11 protein-coding genes and 1 pseudogene are annotated in these 16,644 nt (G+C 32.8%); 6 read left to right on the top strand and 6 right to left on the bottom strand.

Features of this window, described 5'->3' with window-relative positions; genetic code table 11:
* Positions 1–17: 17 nt before the first annotated feature.
* Positions 18–1,046 carry an asparaginase gene (locus MK119_RS14095; RefSeq protein ID WP_290679961.1) on the bottom strand — a complete coding sequence of 343 codons (1,029 nt, stop codon included), beginning with the start codon at positions 1,044–1,046 and terminating at the stop codon, positions 18–20.
* Between the two features lie 84 nt (positions 1,047–1,130).
* The gene (locus MK119_RS14090) at positions 1,131–1,898 is read right to left on the bottom strand and encodes a TatD family hydrolase (protein WP_290679959.1); all 768 of its coding nucleotides are present in this window, start codon (positions 1,896–1,898) and stop codon (positions 1,131–1,133) included.
* A 148-nt stretch (positions 1,899–2,046) separates the two neighbouring features.
* On the opposite strand from MK119_RS14090, the gene MK119_RS14085 reads away from it, so the two are divergent.
* Positions 2,047–2,487 carry a retropepsin-like aspartic protease gene (locus MK119_RS14085; protein WP_290679957.1) on the top strand — a complete coding sequence of 147 codons (441 nt, stop codon included), beginning with the start codon at positions 2,047–2,049 and terminating at the stop codon, positions 2,485–2,487.
* 276 nt (positions 2,488–2,763) lie between these two features.
* Here the strand turns inward: MK119_RS14085 and MK119_RS14080 are convergent, their stop codons facing one another.
* The 3 genes and pseudogenes from MK119_RS14080 to MK119_RS14070 all read right to left on the bottom strand — a co-directional run.
* Positions 2,764–4,797: a carboxypeptidase-like regulatory domain-containing protein gene (locus MK119_RS14080; protein WP_290679955.1), complete on the bottom strand. Its 2,034-nt coding sequence runs from the start codon at positions 4,795–4,797 to the stop codon at positions 2,764–2,766.
* Between the two features lie 205 nt (positions 4,798–5,002).
* Positions 5,003–6,223: a 2-oxoglutarate dehydrogenase complex dihydrolipoyllysine-residue succinyltransferase gene (gene odhB, locus MK119_RS14075; RefSeq protein WP_290679953.1), complete on the bottom strand. Its 1,221-nt coding sequence runs from the start codon at positions 6,221–6,223 to the stop codon at positions 5,003–5,005.
* Between the two features lie 137 nt (positions 6,224–6,360).
* Positions 6,361–9,132 (bottom strand): annotated as a pseudogene (locus MK119_RS14070) (2-oxoglutarate dehydrogenase E1 component); the annotation flags it as partial.
* A 113-nt stretch (positions 9,133–9,245) separates the two neighbouring features.
* Between MK119_RS14070 and MK119_RS14065 the strand changes: the two are divergent.
* Positions 9,246–9,791, top strand: coding sequence for an alpha-ketoglutarate decarboxylase (locus tag MK119_RS14065; RefSeq protein WP_290679951.1), 546 nt, complete (start codon positions 9,246–9,248; stop codon positions 9,789–9,791).
* On the opposite strand, the gene MK119_RS14060 is transcribed toward MK119_RS14065, so the two are convergent.
* Positions 9,775–10,125: a hypothetical protein gene (locus tag MK119_RS14060; RefSeq protein WP_290679949.1), complete on the bottom strand. Its 351-nt coding sequence runs from the start codon at positions 10,123–10,125 to the stop codon at positions 9,775–9,777. The two genes, MK119_RS14065 and MK119_RS14060, sit on opposite strands and share 17 nt — an antisense overlap.
* Positions 10,126–10,414: 289 nt before the next feature.
* Here MK119_RS14060 and MK119_RS14055 point away from each other — a divergent pair, with 289 nt between their 5' ends.
* The 4 genes from MK119_RS14055 to MK119_RS14040 all read left to right on the top strand — a co-directional run.
* Positions 10,415–12,478: an ATP-binding protein gene (locus MK119_RS14055; RefSeq protein WP_290679947.1), complete on the top strand. Its 2,064-nt coding sequence runs from the start codon at positions 10,415–10,417 to the stop codon at positions 12,476–12,478.
* An 89-nt stretch (positions 12,479–12,567) separates the two neighbouring features.
* The gene (locus MK119_RS14050; protein ID WP_290679945.1) at positions 12,568–14,259 is read left to right on the top strand and encodes a helix-turn-helix transcriptional regulator; all 1,692 of its coding nucleotides are present in this window, start codon (positions 12,568–12,570) and stop codon (positions 14,257–14,259) included.
* A 221-nt stretch (positions 14,260–14,480) separates the two neighbouring features.
* A complete protein-coding gene (locus MK119_RS14045; protein WP_290679943.1) occupies positions 14,481–16,100 on the top strand; it encodes a T9SS type A sorting domain-containing protein in 1,620 nt (539 codons plus the stop codon).
* A gap of 268 nt (positions 16,101–16,368) precedes the next feature.
* On the top strand, positions 16,369–16,644 hold a 276-nt coding region (locus tag MK119_RS14040), incomplete at its 3' end, for an Arm DNA-binding domain-containing protein (protein ID WP_290679941.1).

The following is a 16,644-nucleotide window of genomic DNA, read 5'->3' as shown; positions in this document are numbered from 1 at the left end:
AATATATCCTGTTATTTTTAGGACATTTCGCCCCTAATTTGTGTTTCAAAGACAGTTTTGAACGTGGATTCGTCCATTTTTCTACCTAAAAGATACATCAGTTTTGCAATAGCAGCTTCTGTTGTGATGTCGTTACCACTTACTATTTCTAGGTTTTTCAGCGCAACACTAGTTTGATATTGCCCCATGATCACTTTACCTCCAGAACACTGAGTTACATTTACAATAATTATACCTTTTCGCTTTATTTTGTATAAAAATTCTAAAAACCATGCTTCTGTAGGCGCATTTCCTGCTCCGTATGTTTCTAAAACGATGGCTTTTATCGTATCAGAAGCTAAAAAACCTTCTAAACTTGCGCTTGTTATTCCAGGAAATAACTTGATTAAAGCTATATTATTATCTATTTCTTTGTGAACTTTGAATGCTTTTCCCTTCTCTGGACGCCATAAGTTTTCTTTAAATATTTTTAAATGCACACCTGATTCAGCCAAAGGAGGATAGTTCAATGAGGCAAACGCTTCAAAATGTTCTGCATTTATTTTGGTAGTCCTGTTTGCTCTGTATAGTTTGTATTCAAAGTATAAACCAACTTCCGTAATTTCTGGATTCCCTTCTTCATCTTGTAAAGAAGCAATTTGGATTGACGTAATTAAATTTTCTTTTGCATCGGTACGCAAATCTCCAATCGGTAATTGAGAACCTGTGAATATGACTGGTTTTGCGAGGTTTTCCAACATAAAACTTAACATTGAAGCAGAATAACTCATCGTATCGCTTCCGTGCAACACCACAAAACCATCAAAATTATTGTAGTGCTCTTCAATGATACTTGCTATTTTTATCCAATATTTCGGATTCATATCAGAAGAATCAATAGGATCTTTAAAGGCAATCGTTTCTATGTCGCAATCTAAATGTGAAAGTTCTGGAATACGCTCTAGTAGTTTATCAAAGTTGAAAGCACGCAAAGCACCTGTTTCAAAATCTTTGATCATTCCAATAGTTCCTCCAGTATAGATGAGTAATATTTTTGGTTGGTTCATGCTGTTGGTTTTAGGTATTGGGTTATGGTTCTTGGTGACGATTCTTAATATTTATAACTTAATTTCTCAATGTTAGTTTTAACTCTAAACTCCAAAAACTGCTTTTGAGTTTTCAGTCGTAATTTTTGCAACTTCGTCAGTTGATATGTTATAAACTTCAGCGACTTTTCCCAATACATTCATTACATAACTACTTTCATTACGTTTTCCTCGGTATGGCGTTGGTGCTAAGTATGGTGAATCTGTTTCTAAAACAATATGCTCTAAAGGAAATTCATTTAGGAACTTATCTATTTTCCCGTTTTTAAAAGTCACTACACCACCAATTCCTAATTTCATATTGTACCCAATTGCTTTTTCGGCATGCTCTTGAGTTCCTGTAAAACAGTGGAAGATGCCAAATAGGGAATCGTCTTTTTCTTTTTCAAGTACTTCAAAAACTTCATCAAAAGCATCACGACAATGAATTACGATTGGAAGTTTGTAATTCTTCGCAAGTTGAATTTGATATTGAAAGGCTTCTTGCTGAGCTGTTAAAAAGGTTTTGTCCCAGTATAAATCGATTCCTATTTCACCAACTGCATAAAATTTTCGTTCTGCCAAAAGTGCTTCTACATGTGCTAGTTCTTCTTTGTAATTTTCTTTTACATGTGTTGGATGCAATCCTGACATTAGAAACACTTCATTTGGATAGTCTTTTTCTAACTGAAACATACGTTCCGTATATGTTGAATCAATTGCTGGCACAAAAAAACGTTGTACGCCATTTTGCAAAGCACGCTGCATCATTTCATCTCTATCTTCATCAAATGCTTCACTATATAAATGTGTATGTGTATCTGTAATAATCATGGCGTAAAAATAGTATTTTCCATAAGATTATGTAGAAAACTTTATTTTAAAAAAAGTCAATCTCATTTTCACTTTTTAAGAGTTATTTATAACCCACATTCGTTTTGATTTGTATTTTTGCATCTAATTGAATTAGATATTTGTGTAGATGAAAAAAAGTTTGCGAAAGTTTTTACTTGATAAAGGATATAAACGGATTAAGTTGAATCGTATTAATACGAATCATTACGAAGTAAAAGCTAAGATTAATGGCATTGAAGGTAGTTTTATCTTAGATACAGGAGCTTCTAGCTCTTGTGTCGGTTTTGAAGCCGTAAAAATCTTCAACTTGAAAGCAAAAGATTCAAAGATTAAAGCTGCTGGAGCTGGCGCTGTTAATATGGAAACACAAATTTCAAAAAACAATAAAGTTCGTCTTGGTAAATGGACTAAACAACGTGTGGCTTTGGTGTTATTCAATTTAGATCACGTAAATACTGCATTGACACAACACGATGCAAAACCTGTACACGGAATTATTGGTGCGGACATTCTACGCAAAGGAAAAGCTGTGATCGATTATGACAAAAACTGTTTGTATTTGAAGTAGGGTTTTTAGCAATACAACTGTTATTATTCCTCGTAAGAGATACTTGTTTTATAAAATCAGGTATTACTACGCATTTATTTTTGCCCCCTTTTTAAGAATTTTACAATATTATTAATTTAATCTATTTGTCATGAATTCCCTTACTCATAACAATAAACGATTTAACGTACTTTTTATCATCCAAATTATTTTATTGATTGCCGGATTTTGCATCAATATTTATGACTTGTGGAGTTATTAGCTTTTTCGTTCTATAAACTTGTATGCATTATACAATTATCGCTGCGATGATACTGTTGATTGTTGTGGTTGGTATTTAATCTTATCTAAGGTAACTTTTTGTTGATGCTTATACAGTTTCACTATCTTGATGCTACGTTCTTGATTTGGCGTTCCATAATTCCTGTAGATTGTATACTTTAAATATGTTGGATTAATTGCTTTTTCTGTTTCCAGACTTTTGACATTCACCATCCATTCACCAACCATATCAGCTTCATCAATAATAAATTCTTCCATGTAATAACCATTTTTTGCCTCATCGAGCAAACGATCTTTTTTTGACATGATGGAATGTTGCCATGTATAGAATTTTTTGGTAGGATTTACAAATTGCAATTCAAATTCAGCATCTGCTCTATTCCATTCCAATACAATTCGCACATCATATTTAAATGTTGCTTTTAGCAAATTAGATGGTATGTCTTTATAATCAAGTTCTACCCTATGTCTACGAAGCAATTGTTGCATTTCGCTTAAGAGTGGATTTTCTATTCCTGAAAAATCTATGTTTTCAAAAGAATCTGTAAGCATTTTTATATATAGGTCTAACGATTCTTGATAATTCCCCGCGCGTTTGTATGCTAAGGCCAAATCTCTATACGATTGTGAAGAATTTGGTAATAACAAAGCTATTCTCTGATAGATTATTTTCGCAGCAGCAAACTCACCGAGTTCTTCTAATTTATACGCCAGACTTTTTAATGCTTTTGGATTTTCTTCCGCAAGCACTTCAACTTCTTTTAGGATTGCAAGTGGTTTTTCATCATTCCATCTTTTAAAATATTCGGCAGTATTTAGGTAATACGGAATTGTTTCACGTGATGGATTTTGTTTTTGCTGTTTATATATTTCCAGTGCTTGCGCATAATTTTTTGCTTGTTCTAACTCTGCTATATATATTGGTTTTTCTTCCGAATTAGAAATTAAAGGAATATTTTCTTTGTAGTAGTTATTAGTTAACAACGCTGAATTGACAGTATTTCCATCCACATCTCTTTTTAAGAATCTATTTTTAGATGTGATTAAGATTGTTGGTATTCCGCCATATAAAATAGTAGATGCCATCGATTTCAACACTACAATATTATCTATGGAACGAATTTCAATTTCATCTATATTCCCATAGTATGGAAAACCATCATAATATACTTGAACTGGATTTCCTCTTAAGATGAGTACAGGTTGTCTAGGCGACATTGAAGCCCCTCCATTTGCAGGGTTTATACTTCGTCTTGCAAATTGATTGAATCGAGATCTAATATTGGCTTCTCCATTATATACAAATAAGCCCGCAATACTTCCGCGTAAAACATCTGAGACATAAATATGTTGTGGCCCAATATTATCAGAAGTGATTACACTTCCGCCTCCAAAAGCTTCTAGATTCATTCGTCCAAATCCAGTATCTGTATATTGTTTTTTTTTTGGAGATTTTTTCCCTTTTAGCGTAACTTCATTAAGTAATTCTGTGTTTGATTGCAATTTGATATTCAGTGGATTCATATCACGAATTACAATTTCTTTTTTGTGAACTCCTACATAATCAATCACAAGTACATCTCCAATATTGACTGCTATTTCAAATGAACCATCAGCTTTTGTCTGCGTCATTTTGAAGCTGTTTTTTACCTGCACTATCGCATTTTGAATTGAATTATTTTTTTCTGTAAAAACAGTTCCTTTTAGAGTGTTTTTAGCTTTTGTAGTCGTTTTTGTCAAAAAGATTTTATCTGTAAATGTTAAGTATTTGCTCAGTTTTGACATGTCTACATTGACTATATTATACCCATTAGCCACTAACTGAAAACGATCGGTATCGTCAATCCAACCTTCATCAAAGGTCAATGTAAACTTTCCTTCAGCATCGGTAACTGCTTTTAAGTCTTTTCCTTGAAATTCTACATTTACATACGGAATAGGAGCTTTAGTATCCATATCCAACACATGCGCATCAATGGTAATTTCATATTGCGCAAAAGCAGTAATTGTGAAGAGAAACGTAAGTATAAAACAGGTAATTTTTTTCATGGCTGATCATATTTTTGGACGCATAATCTTCATCAAGAATTATGCCGATTTTTCTTATAAAAATTCACTCGAACACTCTTTAATATACTGAAAAATAAAGAAGTAAACAAAGTCCGCTCATGAATCATTACATTAAAGGTTTTCCAAAAAAAATAACCATCACTTTTCAGCAATGGTTATTCATATTTTGAATAGATTGTTTTTTTTACAATTCTAAAGCTTTTTTTACATTGTTGTCCATCAATAATTCAGTTGGATTTTCTAGCGCTTCTTTTACTGCTACTAAGAATCCTACTGATTCTTTCCCATCAATGATTCTATGATCATAAGACAAGGCAACATACATAATTGGACGAACAACTACTTGCCCATCAACAGCAACTGGTCTTTCAACAATGTTATGCATTCCTAAAATACCTGATTGCGGCGGATTGATAATTGGTGTTGATAACATACTACCGAAAACTCCACCATTAGAAATTGTAAATGTTCCTCCTGTCATTTCATCTACAGTGATTTGCCCATCACGTGCACGCAATGCCAAACGTTTTACTTCTGATTCTACACCTCTAAATGATAAGTTTTCTGCATTTCTAATTACAGGAACCATTAATCCTTTTGGTCCAGAAACTGCAATACTGATGTCACAGAAATCATAGCTAATCATTTCTTTTCCATCAATCATAGAGTTTACAGCTGGATATAATTTTAATGCACGAACTACAGCTAAAGTAAAGAACGACATAAATCCTAAACTTACACCATGCTTTGCTTTGAATGTTTCTTTGTATTCTTTACGCAGTGCAAAAATTGGCGACATATCTACTTCGTTGAACGTTGTTAACATTGCCGTTTCGTTCTTTGCAGATACCAAACGTTCTGCCACTTTTCTACGTAACATTGATAATTTTTTACGCTCACTTCCACGCGATCCACCAGAAGGTGTTCCCATACTAGGTTGTGCTTTTACTGCGTCATCTTTAGTAACACGACCGTCTTTTCCAGTTCCTTTTACTTCGTTAGCACTCATTCCCTTTTCTGCTAAGATTTTCTTAGCTGCTGGAGAAGCACTTCCTGAAGCGTATGTTTTTGCAGGTTCTGCAGGTTTTGGCGTTTCTACTTTTGCAGGCTCAGGTTTTGGCGCCTCGGCTTTCTTTTCTTCTTTTGCCGTATCGCCACTTGGAGCTTCTGCACTTGTATCAATCAAACAAACTATTTGTCCAACTTCTACTTCATCGCCTTCTTCTGCTTTTAAGGTGATTGTTCCACTAGCTTCTGCTGGCAACTCTAACGTTGCTTTATCAGAATCAACCTCAGCAATTGCTTGGTCTTTTTCTACGTAATCGCCGTCTTGTACTAACCATTCTGCAATTTCTACTGTAGTGATGGATTCTCCTGGCGAAGGAACTTTCATTTCTAAAATCATCGTGTTCTATATTTTAGTTTTTATTTTACTTTTTTTGGGTGTTTGCTTCGACTCATTTCAACTTCGTTCAATGACTTCTGCAACCGCTGTTACTATTTTGCACTCACTTATTTATTAAATTAAGTTAAATACAATCCTTAACGCATATTATTTTTATTTTTATCAAAAACGTATGCAATTACTTCTGCGTGACGACGGTTGGAACGCACTGAACTTCCCGCTGCTGGTGCACCATAAAATCTTCTAGAAGCAACTCTAAAATTTCGTACTTCCTCCACATGCATTAGTAAGTGTCCATAAGCTCCCATATTTCTTGGTTCTTCTTGTGCCCAAACAATATCGTCTGCGTTTGTATATTTTGCTAATACTTCTCTTATTTCCGTTTTTGGCAATGGGAATAGTTGCTCTATTCGTACTAAAGCAACATCTTCATCTCTTCCTTGCTTTGAACGTTCCTCTAGTAAATCGTAATAGAATTTACCAGTACAGAACACTAATGTTTTTACTTTTTTAGCATCTGCATCAACATCGTCGATTAACGTTTGGAAACTTCCGTTTGCAAAATCGTCTACTGTAGAAACTGCTGCTGGCAAACGCAATAATCTTTTTGGTGTAAATACAATTAATGGCTTTCTAAAACCTGCTTTCATCTGACGACGCAACAAGTGATAGAAGTTTGCTGGTGTTGTACAATCTGCCATGTACATATTGTCTTTTGCACATAATTGTAAGTAACGCTCCATACGCGCTGATGAGTGTTCTGCTCCTTGCCCTTCATATCCGTGTGGCAATAACATCACCAACCCATTTGGTGTTTTCCACTTGTCTTCTCCAGAAGAGATATATTGGTCAATCATAATTTGCGCTCCATTACTGAAGTCTCCAAATTGTGCTTCCCAAATCGTAAGTGTTTTTGGACTTGCCATAGCGTATCCATAATCAAATCCAACCACTCCGTATTCTGATAGCAAAGAGTTGTAAATATAGAAGCTTCCTTGCTCATTTGCTACATGGTCAAGTAATTTGATTTCCTCTTCTGATTCTTCTACTTTTACTACTGCATGTCGATGCGAGAAGGTTCCTCTTTCCACATCTTGTCCTGTGATACGCACATCATATCCTTCTTGTAATAAAGAACCAAACGCTAGCATTTCACCCATTCCCCAATCGATTTTGTTTTTTTCAAAAAACATATCGTGACGACCAGAGATTAAACGTTCTATTTTACGCAAGAACTTCTTGTCTTCAGGCAATTTAGAAACTGCCTTAGCGATTTCTGCTAATTTTTCTTTTGGATATGTAGTATCCACATCTTTTGCCATTTCATGCTCATCTACTCGCTCAAAATCTTTCCAAGTATCTTGCATGAATGGTGTGATGATTGTTTTTTCTTCTTTACGAGAATCTTCCAGTTTTACTTCTAGTGAGTCCTTGTATTGTTTTTCCAATTCTTTTACATAGTTTCCATCAATAACGCCTTGCTCTTGTAATTTCTTTGCGTAAATATCACGTGGATTGCTATGTTTTGAAATGGCTTTGTATAATTTTGGTTGCGTAAAACGAGGTTCGTCACCTTCGTTGTGTCCATATTTACGGTATCCTAATAAGTCAATAAATACATCACGCTTGAATGTCATTCTATAATCTAATGCAAATAAAGCTGCATGAACAACGGCTTCTGCATCATCTGCATTTACGTGTAATACTGGTGAAAGTGTTACTTTTCCGACATCAGTACAATACGTAGACGAACGCGCATCTAAATAGTTGGTAGTAAATCCGACCTGATTATTAATTACAATATGAATGGTTCCGCCAGTTTTGTAACCATCTAACTGTGACATTTGTACAATTTCGTATACCAAACCTTGCCCTGCAATTGCGGCATCACCGTGAATTACAATTGGTAACACTTCAGAGAAATTATCTGGATAATAACGATCTTGTTTTGCTCTGGCAATTCCTTCTACTACTGCTCCAACCGTTTCTAAGTGCGATGGATTTGGCGCAATATTCATATTTATTTTCTTTCCAGAATCTGTTTCTCTGTCAGAAGTTAATCCTAAATGGTATTTTACATCACCATCAAAAATAGCTTCTGCGTAGTCTTTTCCGTCAAATTCACTAAAGATATTCTTCGCTGATTTACCAAAGATATTCGTTAGTACATTTAAACGACCTCTATGCGCCATTCCTAAAATGAACTCTTTTACACCTTTGTTTGCTGCTTCTTCTACAACAGCGTCTAACGCAGGAATTAAGGATTCTCCACCTTCTAGCGAGAAACGTTTTTGCCCTACATATTTTGTATGCAAGAAATTTTCAAAAGAAACTGCTTCGTTCAGTTTTTTAAGAATGTGTTTTTTGGTATCGTTAGAAAACTGCGGATGATTGTCGTTGACATTCAATTTATCTTGAATCCACTTAATCTGTTCTGGTTTTCTGATATACATATACTCTACACCGATAGATTCGCAATAAATACGCTCTAAATGTGTGATAATATTTCTTAGTGTTGTTTTCCCAATTCCTAAGATGGAACCTGCTTCAAACGTTTTATCTAAATCGCTTTCGCTGAGTTGAAAATTTTCTAAGGCTAAAGTTGGCTCATATTTTCTACGTTCACGAACAGGGTTCGTTCTAGTAAATAAATGTCCACGTGTACGGTATCCGTCGATAAGTTTTACAACTTGGAATTCTTTTTTTACATTTTCAGGAACTACTACTTTCGTAACAGTTTCTGTTGTTTCTGCCATTTCTTCACCGTAGCTTTCAGTTCCAAAATCGTATCCTTGAAAGAACGCTCGCCAACTTGGCTCAACGCTATCTGGGTTTTCTAAATATTGATCGTATAATTCAGCAAAATATGCTGTATGTGCTGCATTTAAAAAGGAAAATCTATCCATGTTTTTTCTTTCTTGTCTTGTTTCGACAAAATTTTACCAAAAATACAACTTTTGACAAAAACACATCACAAGTTTTGTATATATTTATAGGAATAATCCATAAGCTTTTCTAATACATGAAAAATTCTGTTTTTTCCCGACCAAAAAGTACTTTTTTAATCATTTTTACACTCTTAGCATCCTTTTCAGCATTTTCGCAAAATAATTCCAATTTAAATTCTAGAGGAAGTGATTTTTGGCAACATATTCGTTTTGGCGGCGGATTGGGTTTGAGTTTTGCCAATGGAATTTTTAGCGCTACAGTAGCTCCAAGTGCTATTTATGACTTTAATACACAATTTTCTGCTGGTGTTTCACTCAACTACACCTATTTTAAAGATGATGATTTTTTTAAGTCAACCATTGTAGGTGGAAGTTTTATTGGTTTGTTTAATCCATTGCCTGAAATTCAATTGTCGAGTGAGTTTGAATATTTGCATGTAAGCAGAGATTTTGAAGATCCTATTTTTGTAGACGATGATTATTGGCAACCTGCTGTATTTTTTGGCGTTGGATATACCACAAACAATATTACTGTTGGTATTCGCTATAATGTTTTACACGATGACGATAAAAGTATTTATGCAGATGCTTTGGTGCCGTTTTTTAGAGTTTATTTTTAAACCATACTTTTTGCCATTCGCGTTTTAGCATTAGAAAAGCTACTTGTTCAGAAAGTCCAACCATATCCGATCCATCTAACGCTTTAATTTTGGCTTCAGAAACATCCATAATGTAAAGCAAGTTTAAATATTCAGCGAATTTTTCTCTAATTAGCTGATAAACAATTGCGTGCAATTCTCTTTTCAAGGATTCTGGAGAAATAGTAGCAGGGAAAGTTTCTTCAATATTAGCTAACAAAAAATCTTTATTGAGTTGCGCTATTAGTTTTTCATATAGTACTTCTTTGGTTGCATCAATTAACAATTCTTCTATATGCGTGTGATTTTTTAGCATATAACGAAAATACTCAAATCTTTCCGACAAAGAACCACAAAAACCTACTATTTTTAGAGTTTGATGATTTGTCTCATCTATAAAAAGTTTTTTAAGATTCGCTTAATCACCTCATAAAAAGCAGATTACACTAAAAACTATTATTAAAGCGTATATTTGCAATAGTTTTAGTAAATTAATTGAGTTAAACCATTGATTTAGTTTGAAGCAAACATATTTTCTTTTCCTTGTCTTTATAATTCCCTTTTTGTCATTGTCACAGAACAACTCTGATGTACTAAAAGATTCTATGTTAGCAGAGAAAGAGAGAGCCTTTAAATTATTTGAACAAGGCAAACATGTTGAATCTATCGCGATCAATAATAAAATACTCAAGTATGCCAAAGAAGTAAATGACAGTATTTTAATTGGGCGCTGTTATGCATCTCTTGGAAATTCTCATTACTACGTAAGTAAAGATTCCTTAAGTTTCTATTATTTGTTCAAAGCAAAAGACATTTTCCAAAAAGCAAAAGACACTTTTAATTTAGTATTATCCTATAATGATATTGGAGTAAACTATAAAGATTTTGATAGTATTCCCAAAGCCAATATGTATTTTACGAAAGCTATTAATCTTGCAAAAGCAGGTGGATATGAAGTAGACATGATTTATCCTTTGTCAAATGTTGCTGAACTTAAAATTTATGAAGAAGAAAAATATAAAGAAGGTATAAAGTATTCTTTAGAAACCCTAGATATTATAAGGAAGGTTCCTTTGTATAAGGATCGAAAATTAAAAGCACTTATATATGTACAGTTAACCTATGCATATTACAAGATTAAAGACTTTAAAAACCACCAATTGTATTTTGATAAATCTATTGAAGCTTCCAAAAAATATAGCTTTATAGAAGTTCTAGCAAACCTTTATAAAGAACAAGCTGAGTTATTTAGAAATGATAGCAAACCTGAGAAGGCTTATGGTTTTATGCAGAAATATACCATTTACAAAGATTCACTGAATAAAATCAAAGAATTTGAAAAAGCCAAACAGGTTGAAGCCGACAATTTTTTACGCGAAAATGAAGAGAAAGTTCGATTATTAGAAACAGAACAGGAGTTTAAAGATGCTACTATCTCAAAGTTTAGAATATATAATACGGTCCTCGCACTATTTGTTTTGGGACTTTTAATAAGCACATATTTAATCTTTAAGAAAAACAAGCAGCTTAATATTGCAAAGAGCAAAGCAGAAGAACTGTCAAAAGCAAAAAGTAATTTTTATTCTGAAATTAGTCATGAATTGCGCACACCACTTTATGGCGTTATAGAACTTTCAAAACTGCTTTCTAAAGAAAATGTAAATAGCAGCCATAGAGAATATTTAGAATCTTTGAATTTTTCAGCAAGTCATTTATTATCATTAATTAATAATGTATTAGAGTTAAATAAAATTGAATCTGGAGAAATAAAACTAGAATTTCTAGATTTTAAGCTAAAAAGCCTAATCAATAATATTATAGAGAGTCTGGAGTTTTCGTTGCATAATAGTCAAAATAAAATTCACATTGTATACGATGATACTATTCCACAATCTTTGAAAGGAGATTCTTTAAAGTTATCGCAAGTGTTTATTAATTTAATATCGAATGCTATTAAATTTACTCACAAAGGCAATATATATGTTACTGCTAAATTAGTAGATGATCTTGATCAACATGTAAAAATTTATTTTGAAATTAAAGATGATGGCGTAGGTATTTCAAAAGAAAAACAAGAACAAATTTTTGAAAAGTTTTATCAAGAACAAACAAAAATTCAAAAATCATATAACGGAACTGGATTAGGACTTTCGATTGTAAAGCGAATTTTAAATCTTATGGATAGTTCTATTTGTATAAAAAGTGAAGTCAATCAAGGAGCTACATTTAGCTTTGAACTTATTTTTCAGAAGATAGAAGCCTCAAAGTTGCAAAATAATACACTTGAAAATATTTGTACATCAATCGCAAATAAGCGAATTTTAATTGTAGACGATAATAAAATCAATCAATTAGTAACCCAAAAAATACTTGATGATTTTCAGGTAATTACAAAAGTAGTCAGTTCAGGAAAAGAAGCCATTACTATTATTGAAAAAGAACAGTTTGACTGTATTTTGATGGATTTACACATGCCCGATTTAGATGGTTATGAAACCACTTCGCTTATCCGTAAATTTAATGCTGATATTTCCATCATTGCACTTACCGCATCTTCCAGTGAAGAAGTGGAAGCAAAAATGAATAAGCACGAAATGAATGGCTATATAATGAAGCCTTTTTTGACTGAAGATTTTATAAAAACCATTCATAAAACTATTTGCTTATAATTTTCTTAGTTAAATAATAATTGTTCTATCATCTCATTCGTTTAATTTTACAAAACAATACTTGAACACTTGTTATCCTCTATTTTATGATGAGATATTTAAAATATATAATACTCTTATTAATTTTTCCTTTTTATACTATACATGGAAATGCTCAAGATTTTATTCCTGAAGACTCATTAAAAAACAAGAGTTTTTCTGAACTTAAAGACAGTTTCTATTCAAAATTAGAAACTGCAAAAAAAGATGCAGCAAAACAGATAGCCAACTTCAAAATTAATAAGGCAAAAAAAGAACATAATATTGAAGCAATTGCTAACAGTTATATCCTATTACATTTTATAGCCAACAATATGACTAATGCTACAAAATACATTGATAGCGCCATCTCCATAAGCAAAACAAATAATCTTGATAAAATTTTACATGAAAGCTATATTCATAAAGGCGTCTTAAATTCCTTAAAGGGACAACCAGAACAAGCCTTATCCTATTATATTAAAGCAAGAGACTTTTTTAAGGATCAAAAGGGCGAGTTTTACAACAAAACACAACATTATATAGCATCATTTAAATTACACATAGGAGCATATAGAGAAGCGGCAGACATCTTTAAGGAGAATAGCATGTTTGATTATGAAACTTCTCAATACAACGATCCAAATTGCACTAAACTTACCGCCTTATATACTTTAGGATTAGCATATATTGGCTTAAAGAAGCATGATTCTGCAACTATTGTTTTCAATGAAGGCGCTCAATTATCATCCATCAAGAATTACGGTTACTATACACCGACAATGTTTAGAAAAGAAGAAGCTGGAAATCAATTTGCGCGTGGAAATTATAAAGTTGCCAAAAAAAGTATTGTAAAGGTTATCCCCTATTTTGTAAAAAGGAACTTAAATCCTGATTTAGCTGAGTGCTATTTTTATCTTGGAAAAATTAATAACCATAACCGCAATTTTAAAAAAGCCACTGACTACTATAAAAAATTAGATAGTTTGTATAAGATTAGCGGCTATCTCATTCCAGAATTTCGAGACGCATACAAAGGCATTTTAGATTATTATAAAACCAAAGGTGATACAGAAAAAGAGTTGTATTATACGAATCGCTTACTCACCATTGACAGTATTATTAATAAAGAGTTTACACTTCTTGTTCAAAAATTACATAAAGATTATGACACGAAAAACTTAATTGCTCAAAAAGACAGATTGCTCAAAAAACAGCGTAATAACTCTGTTATTTATTATGTCATTTTCTCAATACTACTTATCATCGCTGTAATTGGTTTTGTTTTTAATTTTTATAATAGAAAAAAAGACCAAAAAAAGTTTCTGAAGTTGGTTCATTCAAATCATCAAGTTAAACCTAAAATTTCCTCTCAAAGTTTTAAAAATGATTCTTTAGAAATCAACGATGAGATCATTCGTCGAATCTTAGGAGAGCTCACCAATTTTGAAACAAAGAAAGGCTTTTTAAATAAAAAAATAACATTATCAACCTTATCAAAAAAGCTAAAAACAAATCCTAAATATCTTTCAAAAATCATTAATACTCATAAACATAAAACATTTAGAAATTATGTCAATGATCTGAGAATTAATTATATTTTAGATTGTCTTAAAAATGATTCAAAATTTAAAAAGTATACTGTAAAAGCTATTTCAGAAGAAGCTGGGTTTTCTAACCCAGAATCTTTCACAAAAGCTTTTAAAAAACAAACTGAATTGACCGTTTCTTATTTTCTCAAAAAAATGAATCAATCAGCTTAATTTTTAGAAAATACAAAAGGATAAAAACATGTATAAATAAATTTACCTCACATCTGTCCCACATTTGTCCTACATATATATAAAATCGACAATAACAGAAGAATTGTCACATTTTTGTCCTCGTAATTCTTCATAATAATTAGCATCTAAAACTACTTTTGAAGTATTAATTAATACATCAGAAAACCGGTTTTTTATTATTCATTTAAAACATCATTATTATGAGGACAAAACTTATTTTTTGCCAATTTACCTTTTTTACGTTTATATTTTTACTACTATTTACAAATACTACATACGGACAATTTTGTACGCAAGTTGGAGGAGATATCAATGATGATATCTTTGAAGTACACCAGCCAAACTCTAATCATATTATAGTTGCTGGACATACCGATTCTTTTGGAAATGGAAGAAGAGACCTTTATTGCGCTTCTTTTTTAAACAACGGAACTCCCTTATGGAGTCAAGCTATCGGATATGATGGTATAGAAACGTTTGCTAGTAGTATGATTACTTCTGATTCACAATTTGTGATTGCTGGCACACACCAAGACACCGATCCAGATCTGAATACCGAGATTATTGTATTTAGTTTACGATTGAATGGAAATCCTGTATGGAGACAACGAATTCCATTGGAAAATTTCGATCTGACTGCTGCAAAAGTTTTAGAGACTTCCGATAACAATATACTTGTGGTAGGAACTCAATCAGATGGAAGTATTAGCAGATCTTTTTTCGTATTGTTGAATGGTACTTCTGGTGCTCTTATAGCATCCAGAACTATTAACATATTCAATCCGCATCGTGTACAAGATGCTATTATTGCAAATGACAATTCTATTGTTGTTGTAGCTACCGATGTTAACAACGGCGGTGGTTTTTTCTTCTACAGATTTAGTGCAATTAATAACACTGTCTCAAAACTTGGTCTTATACATCCACAACATAATTCTGTTGGAGATCTCATTCCTAGAGAAATTATTGAAACCGATGAAGGGAATTTCATTATTGTTGGCGGCACAACTAATATCCATGACAATCTTTCTTTTGGCTTTATCATGGTTGTAAACCCAGTGGGAACTTTTTTAAGCGGCGTATTAGTAGAAAGCGCTACTTCTACCACTTCTAGTAAAGGAAATATGTTGGAAAGCATTCACAAAATACCCAACTCACCACTTTTTTTGATTGCAGGAGAACTGGAAAGCTTTAAATATCTTGCCACAATTGACACTAGCGTTTCACTTGTAAATTCTAGAATTTATGGTCAATTAAACTCTAAACTATTCGATGCTATTTCTATTTCTTCTGGAAATATGCTAGCTGGCGGAGTAGATCCAGGACCTGAAGGTTTCTCTCTTCTTCCGCTAAGAAATGGAGCTGTCATGAGCACACTGCCTGATTTAACTAATTGTTGTAACGTAGATGAAGTTGGTATCTTAGTTTCAGGAAGCGAAGAACAACGAAGTAATTTTAAGCTTAGCCAAATTACTAATGACATTATCCCTATCCAAGATGGAGAAATGGTTGATGGAGGAACAAGAGCTCCTGTTTGCCTTCCTGTAGCTTCTCGTGCTCTCTTAAATGAAGTCAAAAAGATAAAAACTCTTCAAGCATACCCAAATCCAGCAAAAAATGTTGTTTCCATAAAACTAGATGAAGATCTATCTGAGATAGAATATCAAATTTACAGTATGAAGGGAAGGTTGCTTTTAAAAGGTACTTTTCCAAAAAATTCTACTGAAATAAATACGCAAAGTTTACCAACTGGGACATATATATTAAAGATAACCGGTGCGAATCAAGTGTATTCACATCATTTAGTCATCACAAAATAACATTCTTAATTTTACAAAAAGTAAAAATCCCAACATTTCTGTTGGGATTTGAATTTTCAGTACTCGAGGTGGGAATCGAACCCACACTCTCGAAAGAACTGGATTTTGAATCCAGTTCAATTTGAACTCATTTGAACGTATGTGCACTAAAAATCAATTGATTACCAATATTTTACTAAATTTACTGTTCACAAAAACCTAAGAAAAAACACCAAATGTTTTACCTATGTTTTACCTAAATTTCGTAACTTAGATAAAAGATACGAACATGGCAACAAGCGTAAAAGTACTCCTTAGAAACAAACCCAACAAAGAAGGCTTGTACCCGTTAGTGGTGAGAATCATTAAAAATCGAAAGCCCTCTTACATCTATACAGGTCACTATATTGACAAGAAATATTGGAACGAAGCTGAACGTAAGGTACGAAAATCACATCCAAATTCTGCACGACTAAATAATCTCATCGCCACTAAACTTGCTGAAGCAAATAAGCGACTTATCGACCTACAATCCAACGATATGGAGATAAGTGCTCAGCAGATT

The sequence above is a fragment of the Kordia sp. genome (assembly GCF_022447245.1).
Lineage (GTDB): Bacteria > Bacteroidota > Bacteroidia > Flavobacteriales > Flavobacteriaceae > Kordia.
This window is presented reverse-complemented; position numbering and strand designations above follow the sequence as displayed.